We start from the raw sequence: 26,719 nt of genomic DNA, 5'->3' as shown, positions 1-26,719 counted from the left end.
TTAGGCGCAGAGGGGTTTCTATAAAAAAGCCCTTACTCGGCGAAATTTTCCATTGCACTTTGCTTCGAGACGCTCTATAACAACGGACTCTTTGTGGTGACTATAGCTCAGTTGGTTAGAGCATCGGATTGTGATTCCGAGGGTCGCGGGTTCAAGTCCCGTTAGTCACCCCATTTTTCTTTCCTAGAAAAATGACCGAGAAATCTAAAAAAACTAAGTATAAGAAACTTCACTAAACCTAGAATCAATGGGTTAACCAGGCTGTTTTCAGCATTAGGGACGTCAAGGGACATGCAGGGACTCCTGTGTGCTAACTTGTGCTGAGTTTGTGCTGACTGATTTTCACCCTCTACAAATCCACTCATCTTTTTATCCATCTCGCAAAACTCCTATCTTGGGGACCAGGCCCGCCCTGTAAGCCCTCGATAGGACTGGGGAGGGCTGACTGGCTCGTTTCCTTATCTCTGCTGACCACCCGCCCTCTACGAGGTCAGGTGGTCAGCAGAGGAAACTCGCCAGTCAGCCCAAGCTTGGAACATGGATTAGGGCGGGCAAACTTAACTTTTAAGGAGATTTGATATGCAATTAGCAATGAGTAGAGTGTTGGGAGAGAATCCGGAGACGAGAAACAAAATTAAGAAAGTCATTCTAACTGATAGAGATTTTGAAATTCTCGAATTTATAATGGATATGAAATTTGCGGGAGTCGAAGAAGTATTCGAAAAGTATTTCAAAGTTACATTGTCGAACGAGCAAGCTAGAAGTTCTTTGTGGGCAAAGAAGCGACTCATGCAATTGGAAAAGGCTAAGTTTCTGAATTCGGTGAGACCATTTTCGGAACCAGCAAGATGTTTTACGGCAACGTTCAAAGCATACTATGCACTTACACAATATAGCCCAGAGAAATTTGTAAATAAGCCTTCCGGCGGATTTGACCAAAGAACTTTTGTTCATGACAGAGAGGTGTTGAAGGCAAGGCTATTTCTAGAGTCTAACGAGAAAATTAAATCTTGGGCTTCAGAACGAAAACTAAGATCTTCAAGTGAGTTTACCGGTGTTTTAGCTTCTCAATACATACCCGATTCCATCTATATCACTTCCTCGGAGGTCAAAGTCGCGTTTGAGCTAGAGATAGCACTTAAGGCAAAATCTCGCTACCAAGATAAAATCCGAAAGTATGTTCAACATATGCGATCTGCAAATTTGAAAAACAAATTTTTCGATCGGGTGCAGTTTGTATGCTCGAAGGAATCTGTTGCGCGGTTCCTAATTAAAGAAACTAGAATATATGGCGAACTGTTTCAGATAATCCTATTGACAGATTTTTATACCAAAAGGAAAGAGGTAGAGGTTGGGTAAGCTAAAAGCTTTTCAAGAGATGGTGAGTGGAGGTGGCGGAAACTTAAAACCTCTAAAGAAGGAAAAGGTGAAAAGTATTCAGCAAGAAAAAGTTGTAATTGGTAAGGTTAGTGGCTCCCTTTGGAGAAAAGAAGAATTAACTGATAGACAGCTTAACCACCATGTTCATGTTGTTGGAGCGTCTGGATACGGTAAAACAGTATTCTTATCAAGTATTATTAAGCAGCGTATCCAGCAGGGTAAGGGGCTGCTATTTATCGATTTAAAAGGTGATATTGATACGATTTCAAAGTTTTCAAATTTCGTAGCAGCAAGTGAACGTATAGAAGATCTTCAAATATTTTCTTTAACTGACCAGAACTTGTCAGTTTCATACAATTTAATTGAAGACGGAACGCCTACTCAGCTACGTGATAAAATTATGTTAGCTCTAACTTGGTCAGAAGAGTTCTATAAAAATCAATCTGCCAGTTTTCTTTTGAAAGTCTTAATTGGACTTTGTTATTTAAGAGATAAGCAAAATTATTGTTTTCACTTAGGTACTGTACTTGAGGCCGTAAATAATTCTGAATTTCTTGAAGAGATATCTATGAGAGTTCCTGAAAGTGACCAAAGAGCTAAAGCTGCGTTGGAAGATTGTTACAATTTTCTAAATAGCAGTGATAACTTTAAGTCTCTCCAGGGTTTAAGAACTCAGTTAGAGTCTTTGGTGCTTTCTGATTTTGGCGAGCTCATAACTTCAGAGGCGGATGGAATAAATTTATTCGAGACTATTTCTAGTGGAAAAATTATTTTTGTATTTTTAGACTCTCGTCGATATGGTGAGACTGCCAAAGTGATTGGACGTTTTATTTTACAGGATTTAAAAATGGTCTCTGCTAGAATAGACGCCGAATTGTCAAAAAATCAACGGCAAGCGTTTACAGTGATTATCGATGAATTTGCGGATCTTGCTCAAGAGGACTTCATTGGTTTTCTTGATCGAGCTCGGTCATCAAAAATTTCGATTGTAGTTTCACATCAAGAAATTTGCGATTTGTTGAGAATTAGTCCCGAGTTTGCTGGCCGGTTAATGGGAAATACGTCAACTCTTTATGCATTTCTTCAAAAGCGGCCCGAGAGTGCAGAGTTAATATCTTCGATGGCCGGAACGAAAAAATCTTGGAAGGAAACCATGCAGTCCTCAAAGGTGCTTTGGTGGGATTTGCCAACCGGAAATAAATCTTTGAGGGAGGTGGAGGAATTTAATATTCATCCAAATATTATCAAGTCGCTCGGCGTGGGGCATTGCGTGTGTGTAAAGAAATATCCTTTGGCTGAAGCATATATTGTACGGGTAGCAAACAGCGATTAGGCCACTGAAAAGGCTTATGTACTTCTGGGCCGCAGGCTTTTGTGCCTATGCCTAATACGGCTGTAAAATGGAATATTACGATGAAATCTAAATTCATGTTCTCTGATCTTTTGCTCGTTTCTTTGAATTGAAAACGAAAAAAGAGTCGGCGATTGTGGGCCGACTCTTTTAAAGATAGATGTATTTCAAATTCAACAATGTAACTATTAAAATTCTTTACAAGGTCGCTTCCATCGCAAAGCTAGGTGAAAGCTGTCTGACCGGAAATGGTTTAGTTGCCCGCTCCTTCTTTTTTAAGACGTCGAGCTTAATGCTTTCTACCGCGGTTTCAATTGTATTATCTGCTTCTATTGGAAGATTATCATCGTGACATCTTTTAATAGCATATAGTCGCAAAACAAATTCTGTATGTGATTCAATTTTAGCAGGTTTTGCTCCTTTTTTTTCCCATTCTACAATAATTGAATGTGAAACTCCGATCCACTTTGCAAATTCACGAATTGTCATTTCGAAATGTTTTCGAATGAATTGAATTTGATCTCCGGTAAGAGCGGTTTCTTGCTGGGCGCATATTGCGGCCAAAACAAATGTACGAACCATTTTCCAATTTACGTTTGGTACAAGTTTACCATTCAATTTAACTGCTGGAATTTCTGAAAAAATAACTGGAAAGCCAAAACCATTCCAACGAAAATTTTTAATAACTTTTTCCATATTTTCCTCTTTTTAAACTCTATATGCAGTTACTACCAAAACACTACCATGAATTTCTACGCCGATACATATGTTGTGTCCGTCAACATTTGGTCCAATAAGGCTATATTGCCAAATTTTCTTTCCATTGTGAAAGCGATCTCCATTCCAATCTCGTCGACATCTTTTCAGTGCATACTCTATATCCATATCCGTAATTCCTGGGCGACTTTTTTGTCTCTTATGCAAGTGCGGATCAAATAGTAATGTACTCGCTCTTGCTGCTGCACTTGCTTTAACGTCAACGGCCTCTATCTTTGGTGGCAAAACTGCTTTGCTAGCTTGTGATGCCCGTTTTTTTCCTTTTTTACTGCCTTTCTTCTTATCGGCAGCTTTGGTCAATGGTTGACCACGATTCTCTGAATTTGCCATATTTTCCTTGTAAATACCAGTACCTGTGCATTTTTTCTCAATTTTAGACTCTATAAGCAATGTATAGCATATGATTTAAATATATTTCTATTTAAATAAAGTCAGCCTGCACAAAAGTAGAGTATAAGGAATCGCTTTATCTACTTACTACTACGAAACCTGCGATATAGGACAATTTATATGAACAGACACGATGACTTAGATATTTTAGGGTTAGACGATCCGATGAAAAGGAAGGAAGCTTCTAGGCATATGACATCTGCAAAAGATGTGGCAGCCTTTTATGACTATCAAGAAAAGCAAAGAGCGGCTCTCGCGGCTCAGGCTCGAATGAAAACTGAAAGTGAGCTCGAAAAAGTTCGATTAGAAGAAATGCGAACTTTTTCTATTGAGCGTGCCTCAAAAGAAAGAGAACGAGTTGAACTACTTCGCTATCGAGAAAATAGGAAACTTAGTCTTATTGCAATTTGGGTTGCAGTAGTATCGACAATTATATCAGCCATCGCGATTTTTAAATAAGTCAAATTATCGTTCTATTTTTGTGTAGTATAGTCACTAATAGCGGTTACAAGTCGATTGAAGGAATCGACAGATTTATTTTTTAGGTAAATTGCAGCGCCCAATCGGTCGGTGTGAGCTCTATGCATATCACTAATAACTTTATCCACCTCATGTGCGTCCTTTCCGTCTTTGTATTTTCGGTTTAAAGAGATTTCACCGTTTTTTGATACATTGATTTTTATTTCAAACCCTGTTGGATTCACGTGTGACGAGAATTGGCGTTGAACATCAATATATAGTAGTTCGTCTTCGCTAAACTCTTTGTTAAAGGATTCGCTTGCCTCAACTATTTTGACAATAAAATTGCCAAAACTAGTTGCTTTCAATTGATCGTAAAGATCATGTTCTTTCCATGTATCAATATTTTTTCTATAAAATTTTGGAATTTCGTCAATTACTCCGTTTATACAAATAAAAAAGGAATCTAAATCCAAGGAAGTTACATGATCTGAATTCTCAAGCCGGTGAGATGCTTCAATAGTTTTCTCAAGCCAAAGGCGTGGTCTACTTACTTTTTCATATGAAGTAAGTAAATTTTGTATATAAAAATCTAATTCAGTTTCGTTGAGGATCTTGCCGGTGGTTAGTTCAAATTCATTGAATATTGGCCCAATCCAAGAATTGAAAAGAAAATTCCTTTTTTCATCGTTTGTCATTTTTTGATTATCCAATAAAGGTTTCATTGCTCTTATTAGGTAGAATTTAATCTTTTTTAGTTGTTAAAGAATTAAAAAATAATCCGATTAATATCATTCCAGAAATAGTCTCTGTGAGCACTAGGAATCTGGACAAATCAGTTATAGGCAGAATATCTCCTAATCCCAACGTTACATTTGAAGCGCTGAAGTACAGCATTCTCAAAAAACTATTTTGTATCTCCGAAGGAAAGCCAGCCTTGGCGTATTTGTAGTCCCTAATTTTATATTCGATTTTATTATCTATCTCAAAGACAGTTCCAAGTTGTGGATCGGTTTTTTCATTCAGCAAGATTTGAAGATTAACCTTAGGAGCGCGTTCGGCAATTTGAAGTAAACTATTTTGTGGCCAAGGAATTACAGATACCTGACGCAAATTTGATCCTCCAGGATTGAATTCTTCGAATCTAGTTTCAGGTGTAATTGGTGGGGTAAACATATCAACTTCAAGTGCAAGTGGAATATGGTATTGAGGGCTTCTTCTGAAATTTGCAATCAACATAAATTTGCAGCTGCTACCTTCGCAATCGAAATCCTGAAGGTAGAGTTCCTTTGGGTTCATAGTAAACCCATCAACTTCAAGAATTTTTCCATCAAGACGTTCGCTAAGCGAACTTTGAATTGCAGCAAGGGTAGCATCTCTTGCGGTATTACGAGCATCAAAAACAGACTTTTCGAATTGAATAGTTGTATGATGAAATGAATATTTGGGTAGGTAAGAAAAAATGCAAGCAAATATTGGGATGAGCAAAAGGTAAAGAAATCCGAAAAACGCTGGTGAATTTAAGGTTTCAATATTTATTTTTACTCTCATTTTTCATTGCTCCTGTTTTGTATTAACATTGGCCAACTTAAGTGCGACTGGAAACAGATTTGCGTGGGCTATACCTTCAAGCATAAGAATCCCTGCTTTTGCGGTTCAAATAGCGTAAGAGAGTTTACTTAATATTCTGTTTTCGTCAATTTTAGAGGTTATGCAAAGCGCAATTGTGTTTCGGGAGAGCAATTTCGAAGTTAAAGTTAAAGATGGCTATAGGATTTGATATTTTTGATTCAGGCCCCGATGGATGAAACACCCACGAATTTTGTAAGACCAGTATTCAAATTTGAGAATTGGTTGATAGATTCATTTTCATGAATCAAAGGGACTAAATATTTAGTATCGGTTAAAAAATAGCAGATTTAGGGCAGCTTTTCCCCCACGTGTTCGCAGTCTTATCTCCAATTCCCAGATGAAGTGAAGTAGTGCCATAGTAACCAACGGCACGAAGTCTACCTTGGGCGCGCCAATCGCATAACTTTGCGAATGCTCTCTCCATATCAAGTTTTGTACAGAATTTAACGTCGATAGATGTTCCATAGGGGTGTCTTCCAGCAGCACCACCAACGTTAGCGTTGTAAGGTTCAGGACGCCACCAATTATAGATCTGGCATGCGTTTATTCCCAGACTAGAAAGCTCTTGAACAAGCTGAACTCCATAGAAGGCATTTTTCCAAGTTGTGTCTTGAGGATTGATAAGTTGGTGTGGTTGCTGGTCGCCATAGGTACACTTGAAAGTTGCGATACTAGCTGGATTCGGTCGCAATACTTGAGAACACCATTTTGAACTATTAGTTTTTTTAAGGCATTCATTGTAAAAGGTCTGTGCTTTTGTGTTACCTATATTCACGATCGCCAATTGATTGGTGCTAGCTTTTTTGCAGCTCTGCGTGGAAATAGAAAAATCGGAGGTCTCTTCAGGATAAAATGAAGCTTCATCTTGAGCGAGAGCGTGAAATGGTAATGATACTAAACTAAAATAAAAGAAGACATAAACTAGTGATTTGTTCATGTCTTCTTGTCGGAACTGCAGTTTTTTTAGAAAAGGCTAGAAGTAGTCTTTTTTACCACAATTTAGATTCAAAAGATAAATAAGCAAAGAATCCTGTATCGTGATCTACAGCAGAAGGGCCTGCACCAATTAAAGCGGCAATTCCGGGAACAATCTCAGTGTCTTTTCCTACTTCAAATGCAGTTCTCAATCCGGGGGCGACATAATAAGTGGAGCCCGAGCTTTTTTGGCCGGTGCTGTCTATTGATTCATTGCTATTGAAGACAAACTCGCAAAGGAAATTTGTCTTTTCTGTAATATCGTAAACAACACTAGTTCCAAAATTAAAGCCAAAGAGAGTTGCTTTATCATCGTTAGCGTTTTTGGCATCTGGAGTAAGTGTGAACCCTACGTTCCAGTGATTGGTCCATTTGTCATTTATTGTGATTGAAACAGCTTGGTTAAATTGGAATCCGACAGCGCCATTCCCGAGACCTTTTTTGTAGTCACCCGACGGTATGATTAAAGAGAACCTTGGAGCCATAGCAAGGTGTTCGTTATTCACGAGTTGATATCTATAATTTAACAGAATATCCCCAATTCCGGTCTCTTCAGGTGGGCCGGCTTTTTTAGACATCGGAAGTACATATGAAAATTGATGTGTCTCATCATGAATAGGGATCTCATTTGTGAAAGTATAGTTCCATTCTTTTGTTAGCTGCGAATATTGATAACCATTGATAAACTGAACTACTCCAGCTTCTTGGTTGTAGGCCTCTTCAATTAGGAAGGAATTGTCCTTAATCTTTTCAGCCATTGCATTTGTTGCAATAGTAGTTATGAACACAAAAGTTAGAGCTCGAATGGACGAATACATAAAATCTCCTTAAGTATTTATATTTTTTAGAGAATTTAGTTATAAACTCAATATTGAATTCAAAAACTAGATGTTGGAATGAATCTGAATTCTTAAAAAAATAGTAAAAACAGTAGTTTGTGGGTTTGTTAAGGGGCTTTGGATTGGGTCCAAATTTTAAATGGTTGAAATTCCAACAAATTAAAGTTAAAAATAGTTCGCAATGAAAGCTGCGGTGGCACTTTTTCTTACTTTTGTGATCCTCTTTATGTCGTCTCTGACCGGCATTCACTGCAATTCTAATTTTAATAAAAATGAAAAATCTGTGGGTTCGTCTATCGTTTCGATGGATTCAACCCATCAAACTGATCCAGTTGATGATGCCCAAGGTGATCATGTTTGCCATTTCGGGCACTCAGGCCATTGTTCTTTTAGTTACACACAAGAAGTATCTGTTTCATTGGGTCTTCAGATTCAAGATTTTCACAGGGACTATGTCTTTAGTTACCTCAGCGCAATTATTGAAGCACAAAAGCGTCCTCCAATTGCCTAGTTAAGTTCGATTAACTAGGTCCTATTTTAAATAAAAATTAAATTCGTCAAATTGGGTTGCCACCAATTGCTAGGCAATTCATTTGGCTCGGAGAGATGTATGAAAAACTACTTATTGGTATTACTTTGCCTTCCTTTCGTTACTACAGCATGTACAACAACTTACCATCGCGCAGAAAACACCCCTGTTCACTTTGAAGATGGGTCTACTCAAGTAAAGCTTAAATTTGATGATGAAAGCAGTCCAGCTACGGGTACAGAAGTTACTGCCTTAAATAAAACTTGCACTACGAAGTACTTTAAAGAGCGTGAAAGACTTAATTGTATTCGTAAACTCGCGTCTATCGGTAAGGTTGTAGGAGTTAACAAGGAAATTGTTACCGTTGAATTTAAGCAAGGTACTGCAATTGGCGCAGAAACTGAGTTTGAAGTTCTTAAAGGCGAGGCAAAATAATGAAGAAACTTATTATTTTACCGATTGTTATGTTGTCGGCAAAAGTGTTTGCTCAAGAGCAGACTACTTCTTCGACAACGTCTATTCCAGCGGCGAGTGTGACCACCACAACTACAACGACTGCGAAAGATCCAGAAAAACCAAAGTCGAATTTCGGTTTTGTGGCGATTTCGGCAATGGAAGTTGGTGCTGCCGATATACGCGATCGTAACAATCATGCTGCAGTAAATACGACAAATGCCTTAGGTTTAACTTACAAAACAAGTGATACTTCAAAGATAGGTTTTCGTCAGTATTTTACTTATTTAAGAGATACTGACAACGGAAGTAAATTTGAGAGATCTAATACTGTGGTGACGTACTCGTTTAAGACTAAAGGTATCTTGGGGTCTGATGAGATCGTGCCTTTGTTCTGGTACTATATCCCAGTGACAGAGAAAGCTCTTGCTGAAAGAAGTAATGGCAAAGTTAGATTTACTGCTTATGTAAATTGGACTTTGAACCCTAAGTGGGGAGTGACTTACTTTTTCGATCCGCGACAAGGATTTACACCGTCATCGATTAGTGAGGATGGTAAAGAAAGATTTTCTCATTCTACATTAATTCACGGCGTGAGTTTGTCATATAACTTATCAGACAGCGTCTCTTTCTATCAAGGAGTCGGGACTACTGAGGATTGGAAGTCTAGTAGCTTAACACTACTAGATGAGTCGGTAGATATCAGTACTGGCATGTACATAACTCTTGGTCCAGTTTTGTTGATTCCGGATATTACGAATTCGATTGCAACAAGACAAGCTGGAGTCAAACCTGACTCAAGAAGTTTACAGTCTAGTTTATATCGCGCTGAAGACATCACTTACAGTGTTAGTATGTTAGCGAGCTTTTAGTTAATAGCTAATAACAACCTGGAGTCGCTACTCCAGGTTGTTATTAGGACGTGAATAATCTCATTTTGATTGTTTCAGCGTAAGATGTTGATGCTCTATCTGAAGATTGGTATATTGTTCAAAGTGACAAAATGTAGATCGTTTCTCTTACTTACATGGTTTTCAATTAGTTTGCTTTTGAGCACGCTCATTTTGTCGTCGTTTGTCGTTTGTGAACATGAAGACGGGGCATCAGTTGCGTCCTCGTATCAAAATAGCACTATTAAAATTGTGAGCATTGAAAAAGCCCAAAATAGCAAAGGTGCTCCTATCGATGATTGTTCTCAAAGTGTTTGCCACTTTGGTCATTGTCCAAATCTAGTTTTGCCATTGATTTCTGGGGTCAACTTTTCGCACTCTATGGAAATCAACTATCCTACGAAGTTTGAGAGACCACATAGCCGTTTCTTAGACGTTCCTTTTCAGCCTCCTAAGCTTTCTTAACATTCGTTAAGAGTCTTTTTTTTTCGTAAACACATTTTATAGAGGTTTTTATGTCGCTTTTAAGGATAGCGGCATTCATAACGATTTTCTGCCCAATAACTATTTTGGCTGCAGAGAACCCTTGTGATGCTGTTAAGAATGCTAGTCAAATCGTTTTATGTGCAGAAAGTAGATCGCCTGAGGTGTTGAAGGCGGAGTCTAATTTAAATGCTAAGAAAGCTGGAGTCGATCAAGCCACCCAACTTTTGAATCCAGAATTTTCATCCGAGTATGTGGCGGGTAAGTCGGCGGGTCAAAATCAATCAGAGCTAGATATGAGTTTAGCTTTTCCTATTGAAGTAGGAGGCGGTCGATCTGCAAGGAAGTCTTTGGCTGAATTTGAAGTAAAGAGAGCTGAAGCGGAATTAAATAAAGCACGCGCTGAAGTTAGGAAACAGGTTATTTTAAACCTAACTCGCTTACGTCAGTTGAATGAAGAGTCTGTACTAGTTGATGAGTCAATTAACGTTTTTACGAAACTTGTTCATCAATATCAACAGCGTCCGAAGTTGTCTCCTGAGCATGAAGTAACCAGTGAGGTCTTCGATCTCGCGAAGTCTGATTACAATTTTAAAAAGCAAGAACTAGAGGAGGAAATTTCAAAGATTAGTTCTTATTTTAAAATTACATTGGGGAAAAGTGCTGATGACATTCGAGGTAGCATTCCAGGGAAAATTGTAAAGTGGCCGGATGTATCTGAGAAAGTAGACCAAGTAAATGGCTCTCCTTTGCTTGCGATATATGAGGCGGAAATAGGTATGTCTCAGGCGGAGCTCGCCAAAGCTCGAAGTGAAATACTTCCATCATTGAGTGTTGGTCCATCAATTAAACGAGTGTCTGATGGCGATCAAACTTCAAGCCAAGTGGGATTAAACATTAGCATGCCGTTGCCAATTCTGAACGCTAATCAAGGCGGAAGAGCAACTGCAACAGCGAATCTTAAGGCCGCTGAGATGAAGCGCAATTTAGCTCTTGAAGAAGTGAAAACTCTCAGGGAGGCACTGGTTAAGCAATACCTGAAATCAATTAAGTTGTTAAAAAGTGCTTCCACCGGGGCGACTCAAGAAAAGCGTCACAAAAAAATTGAGTCACATTTTTATCGTGGCTTAGTTCCAAGCAGTTTGGTTATCGAGGCACATCGAAGTCTAGTGGATTTTGAGAAAACCAGAAATGAAAGAGAACTCAAAGCGCTAGAAAACTATTTAGATCTACGATTTGTAGACGGTGAGGCAGTGGAGTTTGCTCTATGAGAAAAATATTTTTAATCGCAGTCAGTATTTTTATGGTTTTGAAGCCTTTCTATTCAATGGCTGGGGAAGATGAGGCCGCTGCGCCTTCTGTAGGTCCAGATAAGGGTATTACATCAGCTGATGAGCATGAGGGAATTAAATTATCTAAAGAAGCTATCAAGAACTTTGCTATGCAAACTCTGAAACTCTCATCTAGTGCGCAGTTGTGGGAGATACCTAGTTCTGCAGTTCTTGTTTCAGGAGAAGAAGTAAATATCTATAGACTTCGCGATGGTTTTTACAAGCGTGTAGATTTTGAAATCATCTCGAAGTCGATTGGCAAAATGAAAATTAAATCAAAAGATCTAAAAGGCGGAGACGAAATCGTTTTCACTGGCCTTGGATTTTTACGTGCTGCGGAGTTGTCTGCATTTTCTTCCGGTGATGAAGGGCACGGTCATTAGAGGTTGTTATGATTAATAATATTATTCGATTTTCAGTATACAATAGAGTCTTGGTGCTACTCCTTACTTTGGGTATTGCTGCCGCGGGGCTATTTGCCTTTCAGCATCTCCCAATTGATGCCGTACCAGATATTACAAATAACCAGGTTCAAGTAAATACAGTGATTGAGGGCTTGGCGCCTGAAGAAATTGAACGTGGAATTACTTACCCTGTTGAGTCTGCGATGAGAGGTATTGCCGGAGTTGAGCAAGTCCGGTCAATCACTAGATTCGGTCTGTCTCAAGTGACGATTGTTTTTAAAGATGAGGTTGATATCTATCGTGCAAGGCAGATGGTAACAGAAAGGCTTCAGGGGGTTTTGCCCGAATTGCCGTCTGGTGCCCAAGCGAAGCTCGGTCCTATATCAACAGGTCTCGGTGAGATTTTCCAATACGTTTTAGATGTTGAGAAGCCATCTCATGATCCCGAAGAGCGCATGAAACAAATGATGCAGATTCGGGAAGTTCAGGATTGGTTTGTAAAACCGCGCCTTCTAACTGTTGAAGGGGTTGCAGAAATCAATACTACAGGTGGTTTTGAGAGACAGTATCACGTTCAGCCCGACATTAAAAAGATGGTTTCGTATGGGGTTCACTTCGAAGACATCGTGAGTGCCCTTGAAAAGGTTAATAAAAATGTTGGTGGCGGCTATATATCTCAAACAGCTGAGCAGTTCTTAGTTCAGGGCGTTGGTCTCTTTAAGGGGCCTGAAGATATCGAGCAAGCTCCTGTAAAACAGCTCGATTCTTTTAGGGTAGTAAAGATTGGAGACGTTGCAAAAGTTCGGCTTGGTAAAGAGTTGAGAACTGGAGCTTCGACGTTTAATGGTCGAGAAACTGTTCTTGGAACAGTTATGATGTTACTTGGAGAAAACAGCAGAACTGTTTCAACGCGAGTTCATGACAAAGTTGAAGAGATTCGAAAGACTCTTCCAAAGGGCTTTGTATTAGAAACAGTGTACAATCGTTCTGACCTAGTAAATGCAACTCTCGGCACCGTCGAGCATAATTTATTGATGGGCGCAGGTCTTGTAATCATCGTGCTCTTTCTGCTCGTGGGTAATATTAGAGCCGCGATCATCACAGCGCTTACAATTCCGTTTTCTCTACTTGTTACATTCTTGATCATGAAACCACTTGGAATATCCGGTAATCTGATGAGCCTTGGTGCTTTGGATTTTGGTATCATAGTCGATGGAACTGTAATCTTGGTGGACAACTGCGTTCGGCTCATTCATGAGCGGGCGAAACATCATAAGCGTAAATTGAGTGTACACGAAGTCAAGGAAGCGATCGTAGAGGCGTCCATTGAAATTCGTAAAGCGGCCGGCTTTGGTCAATTGATCGTTGTTATGGTTTTCTTGCCGGTCTTTGCGCTTGTTGGCGTTGAAGGAAAAATGTTTAAGCCAATGGCTGCGACGTTCTCCATTGCAGTTTTAGCAGCATTGGTTCTCTCGTTTACAACGGCGCCAGCGTTGGCAAGTTTATTCTTGTCGTCTAAGGCAGAAGACAAAGAACCACGCTTTATGAGCTGGATTCGAGCGGCCTACAAGCCGATTCTCGAGGCCACATTCGTATTCAGAAAGACAGCCATCGTTCTATCTTTGGGTGCTGTCATTTTGGGTGGGGTGTTGTTTGCTCGCTTAGGTTCAGAGTTTTTACCACAGCTCAGTGAAGGCTCTTACGCTTTCCACATGATTCGCCCGGTAAATCTCAGCCTTGATCAGTCCATTGCATTTCAGTTGAAAGCCGAGGGAATAATTAAAGAGTTTCCAGAGGTGGACACTGTATTTTCGAGAATTGGTACTAGTGAGGTCGCAACCGACCCTATGGGTGTCAATATTTCGGATACCTATATTATGCTTAAGTCTCGTAATGATTGGGGTGCGAATAATCAAGGTAAGAAGCATACCTATGATAGCCTGGTTAAAACGATGATTGAAAGGCTTGAAAAAGATCTGCCAGGCCAGTCTTATTTGGCATCTCAACCCATTCAAATGAGATTCAATGAGCTTCTTGAAGGCACGCGTGCAGATGTAGCTGTCAAAGTTTTTGGGCCTGATTTGCAAAAAAATATGGAGATTGCAAAGAAAATTCAAGAGGTAGTTTCCAAAGTACCTGGCGCCGGTGACGTAGAGGTCGATTTAGCAGGAACAAGCCCTGTATTGCGCGTTGAGCCTCTCGAGGGGGCCGTCAAAAGATATGGAGCAAGTGTCTCAGATATCTTGAGCACGATTTCAATTGCGCTCGGCGGGCAGGAGGCTGGTTACCTTTATCAAAATGAAAAGAAATTCCCAATCGTTGTTAGGTTGAGTGAAGAAGAACGTTCAGATTTAGCGACTATTCGGGCGCTTCCAGTTGGGATTGGCTCAAACACAACAACCCCATTGTCTACCATTGCAAGCTCTAAATTTGCTGAGACTTTTGGTTCTATTAATCGAGAAGATTCGAACCGTCGCTCTGCAGTTCTGATCAATTTGCGTGGTCGAGATACGGAGAGCTTCGTCAATGAGGCGCAGAAAATCGTAGAGAAAGAGGTCGCACTTCCTCAAGGTTATTACGTTCAATGGGGCGGCAACTTTAAGAATCTGCAAGAGGCAAGAACAAGACTCTTAGTATTGACTCCGGTCGCTCTAGGGTTAGTTCTTCTTATGATTTTTGCAGCATTTAGAAGTGTTGGCCAAACTCTGTTGATTTTCTGCTGCATTCCATTTGCACTCGTGGGCGGTGTCATCGGACTTATCTTGAATGGTTTGCCGTTCAGTATTTCCGCTGGAATCGGTTTCATCGCGCTGTCGGGGATCGCAGTATTAAATGGTGTGGTTCTTGTGAACTACTTTAATCAGCTGAAGCTTGAAGGGAAGTCAGGTAAGGAGTTGGTTGTTAAGGGAACTTTAATTCGTCTGCGTCCGGTGCTAATGACGGCTCTTGTTGCTATTTTTGGATTTTTGCCAATGATGCTTTCAACTGGCATTGGTGCGGAAGTTCAGAAGCCATTGGCATCTGTGGTTATTGGTGGAATCGTTTCTTCAACGCTACTTACGTTATTTGTTTTGCCAATCTTATATTCGATTTTTGAACATAAATTTAAAGCGCGCGTGGCGCACTAATTAGGAGTATCACATGACAAAAAGTATTTTGGTTTTTGCTATAGGAATGGTTTTTTTAACTGGTTGTGCCACACTCTCTTATCATAAAGCAGAGAACACAACTCCGGACGGGGATGTAAAAATCGAATTCGGGTCGCAGCAAGGCGTTCATGTTGGCGATAAAGTTAATGTCTACGAAAATAAATGTAACGGTGGCACGAGAGGCGGAAGTCGTTGCAGGATTAGCTTAGTAGGTACATTGACTTTATCTAAAGTTGAAGAAGTGGTGTCGTTTGCTAAGCCAGACAATGGTCTTCAGATAAAAGAAGGGTATGTGTTTAAGCTTGAAAAACACTGCGAGACTAATCCAAAAGAGTGCGGTCAGAATTAGTTTGTAGTTTGACGTATAGATGACGGGAGCTCCCTATGGGACATGATAATTGTAATCACGGGCATGGCCATCACCATTCTCATAGTCATTCAAGTAAGAAAGTTGTTGAGAGTAACAACGGGTATGACCGAAGCAACCTTCCTTCTGATGCTGTAGAGGAAGAATTTAAAGTTAGTGGGATGGATTGCGCGGATGAAATAGCGGCAATCAATAGCTCCTTAAAAGCTCCCGACATCTATATTGTAGAAGCCAATCTGATGTCTTCTACTGTGAAAGTAGTATTTTCCGATAAAACAAAAAAAGAAGATGTTGAGAGGCGAATTAATAGATCTGGCGTCAAAGTTGTCTCTAAAGAAGGAAAGACAGTTACGATTCCATTTCACCGCCTTCTATATGTTTGCATTTCGGGCGCATTGTTTTTAGCTTCATTTGTAATAAGTTACATAAACGGTGTTTCTGAATTTCTGACAATGTCAGGTTTCTTAATTTCCATAGCTTTTGGAAGTATCTTAGTTGTTCCAAAAGCGACTAGAGCTCTTCGGAAATTTCATCTTGATATGAATGTGCTAGTTGTTGTTGCTGCTTTAGGCGCCATTTATTTGAGAGACTATGCAGAAGCCGCGGCAGTTATTTTTCTATTTGCCCTCTCTGAACTTCTTGAGGCGTATAGTGTCGTTAGAGCAAGAAAAGCTATCTCTGAAGTGCTAAAAATTACTCCTAAAAGCGCTTTACTTAGAGCTGGTAACGGAGAACTAACTGAAGTAGAAGCTTCATCTCTTAAAATTGGTGACGTAGTTGTTGCAAGAGCCGGAGACCTAATACCCGCAGACGGTACGGTAAAGGCCGGAGAGTCTGATGTAAATCAAGCTGCCCTCACTGGTGAGTCTAAATTGGTTAAAAAAGCCTTTGGCGACATCGTATATGCCGGCACTATTAATAGCTCTGCAGTGCTAGATATTCAAGTTAGTCAGCTTTCTAAAGATTCGAAGGTATCGCAGATTATTAAACTTGTAGAGGACGCTCAAAAATCAAAGGCGCCTCTCCAAACCTTCGTCGATCAATTTGCTAGGATCTATACTCCTGCCGTGTTTTTGTTAGCACTTGCAATTATGATGATTCCGCCTCTTGTTTTTCAGGGCGCTTGGAATGACTGGATTTATAAGTCTTTAGTTTTGCTTGTGATCGCTTGCCCTTGTGCGCTAGTTATTTCAACTCCCGTTTCAATAGCATCTGCACTCACTGCAATGGCTAGACGAGGGGTTCTAGTTAAGGGTGGGAAGTTTTTAGAAGGTCTTGGAAAGCTACGCGCAGTAGCTCTTGATAAAACAGGAACGCTCACTGAAGGCACGCCTCAAGTAGTTTCTGTTAGAGTTTGGGATCAAACCAAAAGTATAGAGGATATTTTGAAGGTTGCGGCTTCTATTGAGGCGTCTTCAAATCACCCTTTGGCTCAAGCTGTAGTTCGATATGCGAAAGAAAATAAAATATCTGCAAGCCCAGTTAGTGAAGTGCAAAGTGCACACGGTAGAGGCGTATTTGCAAAATTGGATGGACATGAGTATTTTCTTGGCAATCATCGATTTGTTCATGAGTTGGGAGTTTGCTCCACTGAGCTCGAGTCTTATTTAGCGAAGTTAGAAGATAAGTCTCTCTCCGTTATCGTTGTAGGGCATAAGCCCCACGCGGACTGCGAGGGAGAGGTTATGGGTATAATTTGGCTGGGTGATAAGCTAAAAGCCAACGCAAAGCTTTCCGTAGATAAGCTTCATAGTTTAGGTTGTGAAGCTGTGGTCATTTTGAGTGGCGATAATCAAAGAACAACTACTGCCATCGGTAGTAGTGTCAACGTTGATGCAGCATTTGGTGATCTTTTGCCGGAGAATAAGGTTGAAAAAGTTAAAGAGCTTGTTCAAAAGTACAAATATGTAGGGATGGTGGGGGACGGCGTAAATGATGCCCCGGCCTTAGCTTCAGCTACAGTTGGCATCGCAATGGGGCTTGCTGGAACTGATGCTGCGGTCGAAACGGCAGATGTAACTCTAGTTAAAGATGACTTAAGTCAGTTGGCAGTCGCAATAGAACAAGGGCAAAGAGCTTTGGGTATTATAAGATTTAATATTGGCTTTGCTTTGGTTCTTAAAATTATTTTTTTGGCTTTAGCCCTATTAGGATATTCTAGTATGTGGATGGCGGTGGCTGCAGATACTGGTGCGACTCTTATCGTTATTTTAAATGCGCTAAGACTGTTGAAGGTTGATTAGAAGCTTTGTCCTCTGGAGTTTTTGAAATCATGATTTTATTGTGTTCAATATTTCAGAGGACTATTTGTATTTTGTGATTGTATCAATATTCCATGTTCAATAAATGAAATGGACCAGATACTCAGTCTTTTTCCTTCAAGAGCTTCTTGGATTAAATGATAACCGTATCCCATGCGAGATCGTATTAATTCCTCAGGAGCCGCTTCTGCCAAAATAACAGCACGAAGATCGTCTGGTTCTGCATACCAAAGAGTGCCATCTTTCTTCCATATAGAAAGTAAAAGCCGAGGATCGGCTTGATATCTACGACCAACCATATAATCACCACCAACTACTGATAGAAAGCTAAAGACTGAATTCCGGATTTAGATGGCGAATAGGGAAAGGATTCCAAGTTAGAAGTTTCGCAAACTTCACTTAGTAAGTCTTCGCTAAATGTAGGTTGAATAGAAGCCAACAACCTATTTTCAGCTTCTTCACTATGAATTCTTTCGATGTCGAGCTCTTTGTAGTAACCCATTGGTTAACTCCTTTAGTGCTCCTCCATCTATAGAAATAAAGTACGGGAAATGTACGGTCAATTGAAAAATATGTTTTTTTAAAATTTGTGTGGTTGGACTGTTCTCAGCATTTCTATTGCTAGAACTAGACTGTTTTTGCCACAGTACATATTTGGACTAGTCTAATTCCCAGCTCAGTACATTTTATAAATTCAAACATCTGATCCCCACCAATCGACTTTACGATCGAGATACATCCTAATCTGTCGAGATTGGCCAAAGCTAATGTGACGTCATCGTTTGGCAACAGGGAAGATCTGGCCCCTGATGGCGGCGGGGTCATCATTTGAGCTGTTGCAGGTAAGTACGTGGTAAGAATTACTCCATTTGGATTCATACAATTTGGAATCGAAGAGATAACCTGGAGTATTTCAGCCTCCATTTTTGAAAGGCTTTTTAAAATTTCGATAAATACCAAGTTGCTGCGGTTTGAGCTGTTGCTATTTGCGGAATTTGCTAAAATCCCGGCCCAAAGATCCTGCAATAACTCTTCGTCTTCCATAGAACTATATTCTAAAAGTGGAATTAATTCTCTTAGCGGAATTTTTCTAGTGAGGATGTTATTTGATCTTAAATATTCAGCGGCTTTCAAAAGAATTTGTTGCTGATTTCTCCAACGATAAAATTTTAACTTATCAGAAAGGATCCCAGAAAGCTCTTTCATGGGCTCATCAGTTAATACACGAATGAATTTTATGGCTTCAATTCCAAACGCGCTTGCATTTTTAATCGCTTCTGATGCGTTTTTAATATCCTCTGGATTCATTTGGCCTACTAATGCCTAATTCGCATCTCTTCGCTTAATTTGCTTTAGAGATTCACTTGGCAGCCGTTCATAAAGGCTCTTAATTCGCTCGGGCTTGGCAATGAATTCTTCACAAATCAAATTAATGATTTCAAACAACGCGTCTGCAATTTCAGAAATGTCTTTTTCGTCCATTTGACCAGGGTGAACTGCATTGTTTCCGGTAATTCTAACAATATCTAGAGCCTGTTGAATTTGTGGCGAAAGGCCCTTAGAAACTAAAGATTTAATTGCTTCATTTAAATTTGAATTTGTCTCACCGGCATGCGGGATTAATTTTTGAACAGCTAATCGAAGAAGTGCTGCAGAAGCCTTTGGAGAAAATGACAGTACGTTGGCAGCTTCCTCGAAATCTCTTTTAACGTCGGCTGGAAGTTGATCGTGTGGTTGATGTTTTGCACTTCTTGGGTGCACCAATGTTGCATTCCAGTTTGCTCTTCTATCACTATTATATGTTAAAAATGCTGTCCAAATTGCGAATCTATCACAGCTTTCGCACTTAGAAAGGCAAATTCTCTCGGAGTTGTTAGAGCCATTTGCTTGAGTTTCTGACCAGGTCATCTGAGAGAAGACACCACAATGCGGACAAGTAAATGAATCAGCTTGAAATGTCGGCTTAACCGATTTAACTCGGCCTGGTAATTGAATCATTTATTTTACCTCAGCCCAATTTTTTAACTTCTTAGAAACCTGAAGTGCTTGTTTTGTATTGTAATCAAGCTCAATTTCACTCGTCGGTAATGTGATGTTTTGGATTTTCCACTCATTGTTATCGAGCTGTCCAAAAGCAAAGGACGTTACGCCGTTAGACTCGCCTAAGTGATATACGATTTCCGGACGGACCATACCAGATTCCATTCCCGGACGAAGACCACCACCGCCGCCAGCATGGACGAAGAACGGAACTAATACAGTAAGGATTGCTAGGGTGAATTTCATTGTTGTACCTCCTTGTTGGCGTTCGTGCCGTTCAGGGCATGAGTGTAAATCTGAGACCAAGAAACAATCGTGTCGCCAGGTGTTTTCTCAGACTTTTCTCTGAATTCCTTCAAAAGAGAGTCTAATTTTCCAATGAATTCCGTTTCAAGCTCTTTTGTAGTGGGAATCGTAAATGTCTCGTACCAGCATTGTCCGTCGTCAGTTATTCTCGTGCTAATATTTGCATTGAGAGTCATGAACTCTGCCGTATTCAAAAAATCGTCGAAATTCTTTCTGAATCTTGGGTAATTTTCTTTTACAGAGATGCCGCCATTTGGATGACGCACCCAATATTCCGAAGCGATAAGCAAATCTTGATATTCAAAAGCTTGCTCGACATTTGTGCCAATTTTCTCAGCCATCCAGCGCACGTCAGCTGAAAAGTCTTTTAAAAATGGCAGAAGATAAAAGCGTAGGAATTTGTAGTCCTTCCTAAACTTCACCTTCAGAGATTCATCTGAGGCGATGGCTTGCGTCTGTATTTCCAAAGATCCCCCCAATTAAATTAACTCTTTTAATACTTTCGTTTGTTTCTTAGCTTTAGAACCCAACTGGGCTACAGCGAAGCCGTCAATATACTGAACGATTGCTTCTCTATCAGTTTTATCGAAAGACTTCACAAGCCTCTCGAAAACTTCGCCTGCATTTTGTTTTTCTTCGAGATCTAAATCATTCATACGAGCAACTTCTTTGTTGATCAGTGCTTCGATGTCAATGTTGAGTGTCTTTAGAATTTCAATGAAGAGTTCAGAGCGAACGTCGCCTTTGCCACGGAAGAAATGATTCACGTGACTTGCAGGTACTCCTACTTGATCGGCAATGGCAGACTGGCTCACACCAGAGTGTTTTGCGAGGAGTGCGATTTTTTCGGCGAGGCTGAGTTTCTTTCTCATAAAATTTGGTTTAATGAGTACTTTTTAAGCACATAAGTTTCAAGATAAAAACATAGAATTCTATAAATAATTATGATTTTTCATGAATACGTATGGCGTAACTATATGTATTTATTATGAAATAAAGCTTTACTTAAAAACTAACGCTGAGTATTTCTAGGCCCAGAAACGAAAAAAGCCCACCCTCGGGAAAATGTGACTGTAATCACAAGTGAGGATGAGCGTGCACCGGATAAATGCATTCAAGATTTAGCACGTAGCATCTCCAAATTTCAAGAGGGTGGTCCGATTTTCGGACACATTTTGAAAACTTATTTAAGGGAGATGCTATGCAAAAAGCTCAATGGCTCCTCGCGGGCCTGCTATTGTCAAATTTTGGATTGTCCGGATGTACTAACGAATTAAAAAAAGAAAAGCCGGCCATTGATCCACGGATTCAACAATTGTCGACGGACCAAATCGCGGTAGAGATTGTTGGTTCGGATCAACCAAATTCTTACGAAGTGGATTTATCTTGGCCGGACGCTCAGGGTACTGTCCGAGTATCGGAACAATCGAAAATTCTTGGTGTAGTGTCCGGTTCGGACAAAAAGTTTGTACATGCTCAGGTGTCCGGAGGATCGGAACTTTCTTATCTCGTAGAACAATTGACGGACGATGGACGTGTATCGTCGTCGATTCCGGTTTTCGTAAAAATTCCGACGGATATTTTATGGGATGGTCCGGTAGAGTTAGCGAACCATCAAAAGATTGAAGCTGCCAGAGTTTTTCTTACAAATAAAGCAGTCGTAACTACGTTGGATAAGAATCTGACGATTGTTACTAAAGAGTTCATTTCAGATGGCGGATTAGTTCAAAATTTTCCAGAAGGAACACAAGCATTCTGGGACAAAAACGGCAGATCCGGCGGGACAATTAATATTCTTTCGCAAAAGGCGAAAGGAAGCCTGCAGGTCATTCTTCGAGGCGAGCAGGGCGGTCATGGGCGTAATGGTGCTATTACATTTCCCGGACGACATCCGGGATGTGCGGGTGCCAACGGAGGCAATGGTGGCAACGCCGGAAATCTGAATGTGAATTTTTCCGATGGCAAAAGTTTAAATATTAGCTTTTTGAATCAAGAAGGAAAATTAGGTCCGGCCGGCGTCCGAGGATCGGTACCAATGGGTCCGGCCAACGAGGTAGTCAATCCTCCTTGTGATCGTGATTATCCAGAAGGGGTGGATGGCCAAGCCGGTGGCAAGGGACAAGTGTGTCTCAAAATGTCATCGGAGCAGGAATATGTCTGCCAGTAAAAAAAACCTAGTGAGAGTAAGTAGTAATTTTGGAATTTTGATCATTGCTCTGACAACGGGATGTGCCCACACAACAAAGGAAAGAGTCTTTCAAAACATGCTGATCGCTGGTGCTACAGGTGTAGTTTTGGGTCAGCAGAAAGAGGACTATAAAACGACTTATTCAACTATGTATGGGGGAATGGCTGCAGCAGTTGCGGGAGCCATAACTCTCTACCTAAACGATCCAGATAAAGAGGCTGAAAAACTTCGAGAGGAGATTCGAGTAATGAAGACTCAGTTGGATCAGATTGGAGAGCCCCGACTTGCCACGCAGACTCCGGCAACTTTCGGGGCTAAAGTTCCAAATAAGTACAAGTCAATGATCAATCCAGGTGAGTGGCGAGTATATGAAATTAATCAATGGATTGAAGACGGTGACAATCGCCTCATTCACCAAGACAAAATTATGGAGCTAACGCCTCCATCACTTATACCAAGTTCAAAATAGGAGAAACTAAAATGAAATATTTAATGATTTATCTGGTTGTTGGTTTAGCGTGTCTGAGCTTCTCTGATATCGCTTTAGCAAGAGACTTAGTTGATGCGGCTCAAAGTGCGCAAACCATGTTTAATCGTATTGGAGTCGCCGCAATTAGCATTGGAATTACGATTGGCGGCATTCTGTATGCCCTGGGAATTGCACATATCGGTCGAATGGTCCTTTTTAGTGGCCTCATCGGTGCGGCAGCGGTGCTTGGAGCACCTGCTATGATCAGTTTACTTGGGCGTATTTTTGGAGCCAGTGTATGAAGACTAAGGGGGCCCGCCTGCTGAATGAGCGTCCGGGATGGTTAGGGCTTTCCGTTTGGGACTTAGGAGCGCTAGGGTATGTTTTAATAATTTCCCACGCGGTACTTCGTCCATTTGGACTCGAGCTATTGGCTTTTCTAATTGCGGGCGCGGCTTTCCTAATTCTCCTACGTATTCGACTAAAATCACGACCAAAAACAATTCGTGACTTTTTAAAGTCTAAATTGGGGTCAAAGACTCTTAACTAGGGGGAGCAATGCTGCCAGTTCTTTCACATATTGAAGAATATCAAGGGTTAAATATTTGGATCACTACAGACGGCATTTGCGGAGTGGGATTTAAAATTGGATCTTGTGATATTGAAACCCAAGACTCTGAGGATTTTGGAATACGCTTGGTCCAGGTGTTGAGGCAGATCGATCCAAGAATTCTTGGACGAATAAAAATGGAGCCTCTTCAATGTAAAGATTTAGAAACTGAGTATCCTCGATCTGCCGCGGTCAATAGCCTAGGATTTAAAAGAAAAAATATTTTTCTATACTTCGATTTTACCGGCGGCTTTAAAGCTTTGGCGGAAATTAAGAATACTATTTTCCAAGACAAGAAGACTACAGATCCAGCGCAATTTAGAGCGCTCCTTCAAGCTAAGGCGCTCTTTGAACAATTCGGTTTTAGGTTAGAAACCCTCTCTAATGACGATGTATTTAAGCTGTTTGATCGAGAACATTCTACTTGGGTCAGAACCGAAAGATCTGTTGAAACTGGTACAAAGAGTATTGGCGTCATACGTCTATTAAAACAACCATTAGAGCCCTTTTCTGAATATGACTGGGGCTATGTTCTAGACAAGATTAGTGCTCCTTCTTTTGTAAATGTCTCGTTTCGAAAGATGGATGAAGCGAAAGCGAAATTGCTTTTAGCAAGGAGATTGAAACAAACGAAGTCCGGAAAAGATATTACATCTCAACTTCAAGGGGACTCTACCGAGGATTTAATCGTCAAAAATTTTCAGTCTGGAACGCAGTTTTTTGAAATAGAAATCTTAGTCGTGGTCGAACGCCCAAGCCAGACGGAACTCTCGTCGGCATTGTCAGAAATCATTTCTGAGATGTCTCTCTTTTCAGACTGCGTAATTGAGACTTTTGGTGTTGCTCAAAGTTTAGTGGCGGCGTTACCTGGTTCTGAGCAGCATGTTACTTTGATAGAAGGAGATCAGGCTTTATCGAACTTTCTGCCAATTTGGTCAAAGGGAGAGACTACAAATGGGATCATTAGCAAAGAGAGAGCTCTCAGCTTGTTTCGCCAAGATCAAACCCTCCACCATTTCGATCTCTTTAATCCTGCATTTAATGTTTTTAATACATTGGTTATTGGAACTAGCGGGAAAGGAAAAAGTGTCTTAACGGGTCTACTATCGTCGTCTTTGCTTCAAGATCCAAGAGTAACGATAATTAAGTTAGATGTCGGCGGCTCTCATTCAAAAGAGTGTGAACTGTTTGGAGGACAGGAGTTTCAACTTAATTTGGACAAACCTTCTGGTATCAATCCATTTCTAGTACTTAGTATCGAATCTGCCTCGGACAATGACAAACTGGGAATTCTGTCTAAGTTCCTTGCCTCTCTGATCCAAGAACAGGGCGAATTGACACTTTCTAAAAGATTGCGTGCCGAGATTGAAAATTCGGTAAGGCTTTATGTTGATTCAAAACCGACAGACCCAAGTCTCGATGACTTTTACAATTTTGCGAGTGATTTTCCGCGGCGCGAACTATTGAAAAGATGGGTTCGTGGGGGAGTTTATGAATCAGCCTTTGAGTTGACGGATGCCAACGATTGTAATTTAGAGAGTCTTGCTAGACTTCGATACTACAATTTTTCACAAATTTTTCAAGCGGCAGATCCTGAGTTTGCTCAAGCTGGGATCGCAGCTGTCTTGGCGCAATTCAATATTGAAATGCTGCGTTCAAATGGGCAGCGTTTAGTTCTTGTCTGTGATGAAACTCCATTCTTCATCAAGTCCTGTTTCGACTTTTTCAAATTTTCAACGGCAAATGTTCGAAAGTACGGTCATGCTGTTGTTTTAATTAGTCAACTTTCAACGGATTTCATTGTTGGAGGTGATACTGGTATCATTGAAAACTCACCGCAAAGATTCATTTTTTCTATCGATGGCGATGAAACTCAATTTAAAGAGCGCTTCAATCTGAAAGAGCGAGACATTGGCGAGATCAAATCGCTGAGATCAATTGTAGGCTCTTTTTCCGAAGTTCTGCTGCAAGCAAGCGAGACCACCAGAAAATTGAATATTAAAGTAACGCCCGAGGAGTACTGGCGCTTAACGACTTCAAGAGTAGATAAAGAAAAGCTAATAGATTTAATGAAGGCTGTCCCTGGACTTAGTCTTAGGGAGGCGGTTGCATGTTTGGCCGCTATTTAGGTTTCCTATTCACGGTCATGCTCTTTTTTTCCCAAAGGAGTTTCTCTTTTGATCCAACAACTGTTGCCATGGGGGCCCAAGCCGTTTCTGGGATTGTTGGGGGCCTTGAAAAAGCAGATGAGGCTGCGGATCTAGGTTTTGCGTTAGGTGACCTACTATCAGAACTCGGTATTGAGTCAGAAGGTGATGGAGAGGTTAGAAATGCAGTTGCTCGTCTTGAGGATTTAAATTCTAGAGCCCGAGACCTTAGATGGAGTCGCGATGATGTGCGAAATGCAATTGATTACGACCTTAAAAGAGCAACAACTATTGCTGAAAAAATAAAGGCGCTAAGAAACATGATTTCCGCATCAAAACGAATTGCCGCAGTAATGGGTATTCGACCAAAAGCAGGGGAAAAAGCAGCTACTATTCAGGAGATTCGTATCAACTCTATGATTCTAGAAGAGCTCCAAGGGTTAAGGCGAGTTCAGTTCCTGTCTTATCTTGAAGACCGAGAGGCAAAAGCAAGAAGAAATATCTTTATGCAAGAGATCGTTGATCAAGAACGCGGAGAGGTAAAGGTTAATAGGATCGATGGATTAAGGGTGAATCGACTATGAATCCGTTGACGCCTATGAATGAGACTATGCTTCAGGCAGCACTTACACTGTTTTCAAAAGTATCAGTGATTTTATCCGCATTTGTTGGACTGATATTTGTAATGAGAATTTGCTTTCTTTCGATCCGAATTGCCAATGTCTATGAGTATGTCGAAGTTATAGGAGATACAGTCAAATATTTCGGAATTACCTACTTATACCCAATTATCGTGAAACTAATTGTTTTAGCAACTGGGGGGCTTGCCCTGAGTATATCGTATGCGCCAATGACGGCTGCTCAATCTTCAATCGAGGAGTTTATGAGGAAGCTTTTCAGCGAGATTGTCTTATTTCAAGTCTTTGGAAAAGTTGGCGACATTCTTATGAATCTATTCACTCAGTCGATATATACAGTCTTCATTTCTCTACTTTTAGCAATAGCCCCTGTAATGATTTTTTTCTCGACAATGTTAGGAATATCACAAGGGATTGGGGCCTATTTTTCTAGCCTATTGTCTCTTTGCATGTGGCCGGTTCTTTGGAATCTCTTAGGTTTGTTGGGACGGGAGCTGTGGCCCAATCTAAGTAGTTCTCCGGTAAGTTCAGTTGTGTTCTGGCTTGTAATCCAGGTCCTGCAGTTATTTTCGCCGCTCTTTTGTGTTCTCTTGTTTAGAACGCTATCGCCATCACAGGCAATTTCAAAAGTTATTTCAATTGTAGGGTAAT

30 protein-coding genes and 1 tRNA gene are annotated in these 26,719 nt (G+C 40.6%); 18 read left to right on the top strand and 13 right to left on the bottom strand.

Going from position 1 to position 26,719, the window contains the following annotated elements; genetic code table 11:
• The first annotated feature begins 96 nt into the window (after positions 1 to 96).
• The 3 genes from JSU04_20410 to JSU04_20400 all read left to right on the top strand — a co-directional run bounded on the left by JSU04_20410 (position 97) and on the right by JSU04_20400 (position 2,713).
• Positions 97 to 173: transfer RNA gene (locus JSU04_20410), tRNA-His, on the top strand.
• 406 nt (positions 174 to 579) lie between these two features.
• A complete protein-coding gene (locus tag JSU04_20405) occupies positions 580 to 1,359 on the top strand; it encodes a hypothetical protein (protein MBS1972682.1) in 780 nt (259 codons plus the stop codon).
• A complete protein-coding gene (locus JSU04_20400; GenBank protein MBS1972681.1) occupies positions 1,352 to 2,713 on the top strand; it encodes a DUF853 family protein in 1,362 nt (453 codons plus the stop codon). Before JSU04_20405 ends, JSU04_20400 begins: the two co-directional genes overlap by 8 nt.
• 216 nt (positions 2,714 to 2,929) lie before the next feature.
• On the opposite strand, the gene JSU04_20395 is transcribed toward JSU04_20400, so the two are convergent.
• Positions 2,930 to 3,427 (bottom strand): hypothetical protein, encoded by a 498-nt coding sequence (locus tag JSU04_20395; GenBank protein ID MBS1972680.1) that lies wholly within the window; start codon positions 3,425 to 3,427, stop codon positions 2,930 to 2,932.
• Positions 3,428 to 3,439: 12 nt separating this feature from the next.
• Positions 3,440 to 3,838, bottom strand: a complete 399-nt coding sequence (locus JSU04_20390; GenBank protein MBS1972679.1) for a DUF4258 domain-containing protein — start codon at positions 3,836 to 3,838, stop codon at positions 3,440 to 3,442.
• Between the two features lie 180 nt (positions 3,839 to 4,018).
• On the opposite strand from JSU04_20390, the gene JSU04_20385 reads away from it, so the two are divergent.
• Positions 4,019 to 4,357, top strand: a complete 339-nt coding sequence (locus tag JSU04_20385) for a hypothetical protein (protein ID MBS1972678.1) — start codon at positions 4,019 to 4,021, stop codon at positions 4,355 to 4,357.
• Between the two features lie 14 nt (positions 4,358 to 4,371).
• Here the strand turns inward: JSU04_20385 and JSU04_20380 are convergent, their stop codons facing one another.
• The 4 genes from JSU04_20380 to JSU04_20365 form a co-directional block, all read right to left on the bottom strand.
• The gene (locus JSU04_20380) at positions 4,372 to 5,082 is read right to left on the bottom strand and encodes a hypothetical protein (protein ID MBS1972677.1); all 711 of its coding nucleotides are present in this window, start codon (positions 5,080 to 5,082) and stop codon (positions 4,372 to 4,374) included.
• A gap of 19 nt (positions 5,083 to 5,101) precedes the next feature.
• Entirely contained in the window at positions 5,102 to 5,908 is an 807-nt protein-coding gene (locus JSU04_20375; protein ID MBS1972676.1) for a two pore domain potassium channel family protein, read from the bottom strand.
• Between the two features lie 352 nt (positions 5,909 to 6,260).
• The gene (locus tag JSU04_20370; GenBank protein ID MBS1972675.1) at positions 6,261 to 6,926 is read right to left on the bottom strand and encodes a hypothetical protein; all 666 of its coding nucleotides are present in this window, start codon (positions 6,924 to 6,926) and stop codon (positions 6,261 to 6,263) included.
• A gap of 52 nt (positions 6,927 to 6,978) precedes the next feature.
• Positions 6,979 to 7,782: a transporter gene (locus JSU04_20365; GenBank protein ID MBS1972674.1), complete on the bottom strand. Its 804-nt coding sequence runs from the start codon at positions 7,780 to 7,782 to the stop codon at positions 6,979 to 6,981.
• Between the two features lie 202 nt (positions 7,783 to 7,984).
• Here JSU04_20365 and JSU04_20360 point away from each other — a divergent pair, with 202 nt between their 5' ends.
• From JSU04_20360 to JSU04_20325, 8 genes are all read left to right on the top strand, one after another.
• The gene (locus JSU04_20360) at positions 7,985 to 8,314 is read left to right on the top strand and encodes a hypothetical protein (GenBank protein ID MBS1972673.1); all 330 of its coding nucleotides are present in this window, start codon (positions 7,985 to 7,987) and stop codon (positions 8,312 to 8,314) included.
• A gap of 99 nt (positions 8,315 to 8,413) precedes the next feature.
• Positions 8,414 to 8,767, top strand: a complete 354-nt coding sequence (locus tag JSU04_20355) for a hypothetical protein (GenBank protein ID MBS1972672.1) — start codon at positions 8,414 to 8,416, stop codon at positions 8,765 to 8,767.
• Positions 8,767 to 9,657 (top strand): hypothetical protein, encoded by an 891-nt coding sequence (locus JSU04_20350; protein ID MBS1972671.1) that lies wholly within the window; start codon positions 8,767 to 8,769, stop codon positions 9,655 to 9,657. The genes JSU04_20355 and JSU04_20350 overlap by 1 nt, the downstream gene beginning before the upstream one ends.
• A gap of 533 nt (positions 9,658 to 10,190) precedes the next feature.
• Positions 10,191 to 11,429: a TolC family protein gene (locus tag JSU04_20345; GenBank protein ID MBS1972670.1), complete on the top strand. Its 1,239-nt coding sequence runs from the start codon at positions 10,191 to 10,193 to the stop codon at positions 11,427 to 11,429.
• On the top strand, positions 11,426 to 11,872 hold the full coding sequence (locus JSU04_20340; protein ID MBS1972669.1) for a hypothetical protein: 447 nt from the start codon (positions 11,426 to 11,428) through the stop codon (positions 11,870 to 11,872). The genes JSU04_20345 and JSU04_20340 overlap by 4 nt, the downstream gene beginning before the upstream one ends.
• Positions 11,873 to 11,880: 8 nt before the next feature.
• The gene (locus JSU04_20335; GenBank protein MBS1972668.1) at positions 11,881 to 15,021 is read left to right on the top strand and encodes an efflux RND transporter permease subunit; all 3,141 of its coding nucleotides are present in this window, start codon (positions 11,881 to 11,883) and stop codon (positions 15,019 to 15,021) included.
• 13 nt (positions 15,022 to 15,034) lie between these two features.
• The gene (locus JSU04_20330; GenBank protein ID MBS1972667.1) at positions 15,035 to 15,391 is read left to right on the top strand and encodes a hypothetical protein; all 357 of its coding nucleotides are present in this window, start codon (positions 15,035 to 15,037) and stop codon (positions 15,389 to 15,391) included.
• A gap of 35 nt (positions 15,392 to 15,426) precedes the next feature.
• Positions 15,427 to 17,652 carry a cation-translocating P-type ATPase gene (locus JSU04_20325; GenBank protein ID MBS1972666.1) on the top strand — a complete coding sequence of 742 codons (2,226 nt, stop codon included), beginning with the start codon at positions 15,427 to 15,429 and terminating at the stop codon, positions 17,650 to 17,652.
• A gap of 44 nt (positions 17,653 to 17,696) precedes the next feature.
• Here the strand turns inward: JSU04_20325 and JSU04_20320 are convergent, their stop codons facing one another.
• From JSU04_20320 to JSU04_20290, 7 genes are all read right to left on the bottom strand, one after another.
• Positions 17,697 to 17,969, bottom strand: coding sequence for a hypothetical protein (locus JSU04_20320; GenBank protein ID MBS1972665.1), 273 nt, complete (start codon positions 17,967 to 17,969; stop codon positions 17,697 to 17,699).
• Positions 17,970 to 17,983: 14 nt separating this feature from the next.
• The gene (locus JSU04_20315) at positions 17,984 to 18,172 is read right to left on the bottom strand and encodes a hypothetical protein (protein MBS1972664.1); all 189 of its coding nucleotides are present in this window, start codon (positions 18,170 to 18,172) and stop codon (positions 17,984 to 17,986) included.
• 125 nt (positions 18,173 to 18,297) lie between these two features.
• A complete protein-coding gene (locus JSU04_20310) occupies positions 18,298 to 18,978 on the bottom strand; it encodes a DUF4393 domain-containing protein (protein ID MBS1972663.1) in 681 nt (226 codons plus the stop codon).
• 15 nt (positions 18,979 to 18,993) lie between these two features.
• A complete protein-coding gene (locus JSU04_20305) occupies positions 18,994 to 19,668 on the bottom strand; it encodes a DUF4145 domain-containing protein (GenBank protein MBS1972662.1) in 675 nt (224 codons plus the stop codon).
• On the bottom strand, positions 19,669 to 19,956 hold the full coding sequence (locus JSU04_20300; GenBank protein ID MBS1972661.1) for a hypothetical protein: 288 nt from the start codon (positions 19,954 to 19,956) through the stop codon (positions 19,669 to 19,671). It abuts the gene before it with no gap.
• Positions 19,953 to 20,483, bottom strand: coding sequence for a hypothetical protein (locus tag JSU04_20295; protein ID MBS1972660.1), 531 nt, complete (start codon positions 20,481 to 20,483; stop codon positions 19,953 to 19,955). Before JSU04_20295 ends, JSU04_20300 begins: the two co-directional genes overlap by 4 nt.
• A 12-nt stretch (positions 20,484 to 20,495) precedes the next feature.
• Positions 20,496 to 20,888, bottom strand: coding sequence for a helix-turn-helix transcriptional regulator (locus JSU04_20290; GenBank protein ID MBS1972659.1), 393 nt, complete (start codon positions 20,886 to 20,888; stop codon positions 20,496 to 20,498).
• Between the two features lie 329 nt (positions 20,889 to 21,217).
• Between JSU04_20290 and JSU04_20285 the strand changes: the two genes are divergently transcribed.
• The 6 genes from JSU04_20285 (at position 21,218) to JSU04_20260 (ending at position 26,718) form a co-directional block, all read left to right on the top strand.
• Entirely contained in the window at positions 21,218 to 22,183 is a 966-nt protein-coding gene (locus JSU04_20285) for a hypothetical protein (protein ID MBS1972658.1), read from the top strand.
• The gene (locus JSU04_20280) at positions 22,170 to 22,673 is read left to right on the top strand and encodes a hypothetical protein (protein ID MBS1972657.1); all 504 of its coding nucleotides are present in this window, start codon (positions 22,170 to 22,172) and stop codon (positions 22,671 to 22,673) included. The genes JSU04_20285 and JSU04_20280 overlap by 14 nt, the downstream gene beginning before the upstream one ends.
• A gap of 11 nt (positions 22,674 to 22,684) precedes the next feature.
• Positions 22,685 to 22,975 (top strand): hypothetical protein, encoded by a 291-nt coding sequence (locus JSU04_20275; GenBank protein MBS1972656.1) that lies wholly within the window; start codon positions 22,685 to 22,687, stop codon positions 22,973 to 22,975.
• Positions 22,976 to 23,231: 256 nt separating this feature from the next.
• Positions 23,232 to 25,412: a hypothetical protein gene (locus JSU04_20270; GenBank protein MBS1972655.1), complete on the top strand. Its 2,181-nt coding sequence runs from the start codon at positions 23,232 to 23,234 to the stop codon at positions 25,410 to 25,412.
• A complete protein-coding gene (locus JSU04_20265) occupies positions 25,394 to 26,014 on the top strand; it encodes a hypothetical protein (protein ID MBS1972654.1) in 621 nt (206 codons plus the stop codon). Before JSU04_20270 ends, JSU04_20265 begins: the two co-directional genes overlap by 19 nt.
• Positions 26,011 to 26,718 (top strand): hypothetical protein, encoded by a 708-nt coding sequence (locus tag JSU04_20260; protein ID MBS1972653.1) that lies wholly within the window; start codon positions 26,011 to 26,013, stop codon positions 26,716 to 26,718. The genes JSU04_20265 and JSU04_20260 overlap by 4 nt, the downstream gene beginning before the upstream one ends.
• Position 26,719 lies beyond the last annotated feature (1 nt).

It is taken from the genome of Bdellovibrionales bacterium (assembly GCA_018266295.1).
Lineage (GTDB): Bacteria > Bdellovibrionota > Bdellovibrionia > Bdellovibrionales > Bdellovibrionaceae > JACMRP01.
This window is presented reverse-complemented; position numbering and strand designations above follow the sequence as displayed.

What these genes read in the sequence shown, in the direction of transcription:
- JSU04_20385 (MBS1972678.1), top strand. Translation starts at nt 4,019, where the DNA reads ATGAACAGACACGATGACTTAGATATTTTAGGGTTAGACGATCCGATG.
- JSU04_20275 (MBS1972656.1), top strand. Translation starts at nt 22,685, where the DNA reads ATGAAATATTTAATGATTTATCTGGTTGTTGGTTTAGCGTGTCTGAGC.
- JSU04_20350 (MBS1972671.1), top strand. Translation starts at nt 8,767, where the DNA reads ATGAAGAAACTTATTATTTTACCGATTGTTATGTTGTCGGCAAAAGTG.
- JSU04_20375 (MBS1972676.1), bottom strand. Translation starts at nt 5,908, where the DNA reads ATGAGAGTAAAAATAAATATTGAAACCTTAAATTCACCAGCGTTTTTC.
- JSU04_20405 (MBS1972682.1), top strand. Translation starts at nt 580, where the DNA reads ATGCAATTAGCAATGAGTAGAGTGTTGGGAGAGAATCCGGAGACGAGA.
- JSU04_20270 (MBS1972655.1), top strand. Translation starts at nt 23,232, where the DNA reads ATGCTGCCAGTTCTTTCACATATTGAAGAATATCAAGGGTTAAATATT.
- JSU04_20285 (MBS1972658.1), top strand. Translation starts at nt 21,218, where the DNA reads ATGCAAAAAGCTCAATGGCTCCTCGCGGGCCTGCTATTGTCAAATTTT.
- JSU04_20355 (MBS1972672.1), top strand. Translation starts at nt 8,414, where the DNA reads ATGAAAAACTACTTATTGGTATTACTTTGCCTTCCTTTCGTTACTACA.
- JSU04_20395 (MBS1972680.1), bottom strand. Translation starts at nt 3,427, where the DNA reads ATGGAAAAAGTTATTAAAAATTTTCGTTGGAATGGTTTTGGCTTTCCA.
- JSU04_20365 (MBS1972674.1), bottom strand. Translation starts at nt 7,782, where the DNA reads ATGTATTCGTCCATTCGAGCTCTAACTTTTGTGTTCATAACTACTATT.
- JSU04_20265 (MBS1972654.1), top strand. Translation starts at nt 25,394, where the DNA reads ATGTTTGGCCGCTATTTAGGTTTCCTATTCACGGTCATGCTCTTTTTT.
- JSU04_20335 (MBS1972668.1), top strand. Translation starts at nt 11,881, where the DNA reads ATGATTAATAATATTATTCGATTTTCAGTATACAATAGAGTCTTGGTG.
- JSU04_20370 (MBS1972675.1), bottom strand. Translation starts at nt 6,926, where the DNA reads ATGAACAAATCACTAGTTTATGTCTTCTTTTATTTTAGTTTAGTATCA.
- JSU04_20380 (MBS1972677.1), bottom strand. Translation starts at nt 5,082, where the DNA reads ATGAAACCTTTATTGGATAATCAAAAAATGACAAACGATGAAAAAAGG.
- JSU04_20300 (MBS1972661.1), bottom strand. Translation starts at nt 19,956, where the DNA reads ATGAAATTCACCCTAGCAATCCTTACTGTATTAGTTCCGTTCTTCGTC.
- JSU04_20360 (MBS1972673.1), top strand. Translation starts at nt 7,985, where the DNA reads ATGAAAGCTGCGGTGGCACTTTTTCTTACTTTTGTGATCCTCTTTATG.
- JSU04_20280 (MBS1972657.1), top strand. Translation starts at nt 22,170, where the DNA reads ATGTCTGCCAGTAAAAAAAACCTAGTGAGAGTAAGTAGTAATTTTGGA.
- JSU04_20340 (MBS1972669.1), top strand. Translation starts at nt 11,426, where the DNA reads ATGAGAAAAATATTTTTAATCGCAGTCAGTATTTTTATGGTTTTGAAG.
- JSU04_20305 (MBS1972662.1), bottom strand. Translation starts at nt 19,668, where the DNA reads ATGATTCAATTACCAGGCCGAGTTAAATCGGTTAAGCCGACATTTCAA.
- JSU04_20330 (MBS1972667.1), top strand. Translation starts at nt 15,035, where the DNA reads ATGACAAAAAGTATTTTGGTTTTTGCTATAGGAATGGTTTTTTTAACT.
- JSU04_20260 (MBS1972653.1), top strand. Translation starts at nt 26,011, where the DNA reads ATGAATCCGTTGACGCCTATGAATGAGACTATGCTTCAGGCAGCACTT.
- JSU04_20390 (MBS1972679.1), bottom strand. Translation starts at nt 3,838, where the DNA reads ATGGCAAATTCAGAGAATCGTGGTCAACCATTGACCAAAGCTGCCGAT.
- JSU04_20345 (MBS1972670.1), top strand. Translation starts at nt 10,191, where the DNA reads ATGTCGCTTTTAAGGATAGCGGCATTCATAACGATTTTCTGCCCAATA.
- JSU04_20310 (MBS1972663.1), bottom strand. Translation starts at nt 18,978, where the DNA reads ATGAATCCAGAGGATATTAAAAACGCATCAGAAGCGATTAAAAATGCA.
- JSU04_20290 (MBS1972659.1), bottom strand. Translation starts at nt 20,888, where the DNA reads ATGAGAAAGAAACTCAGCCTCGCCGAAAAAATCGCACTCCTCGCAAAA.
- JSU04_20325 (MBS1972666.1), top strand. Translation starts at nt 15,427, where the DNA reads ATGGGACATGATAATTGTAATCACGGGCATGGCCATCACCATTCTCAT.
- JSU04_20315 (MBS1972664.1), bottom strand. Translation starts at nt 18,172, where the DNA reads ATGGGTTACTACAAAGAGCTCGACATCGAAAGAATTCATAGTGAAGAA.
- JSU04_20320 (MBS1972665.1), bottom strand. Translation starts at nt 17,969, where the DNA reads ATGGTTGGTCGTAGATATCAAGCCGATCCTCGGCTTTTACTTTCTATA.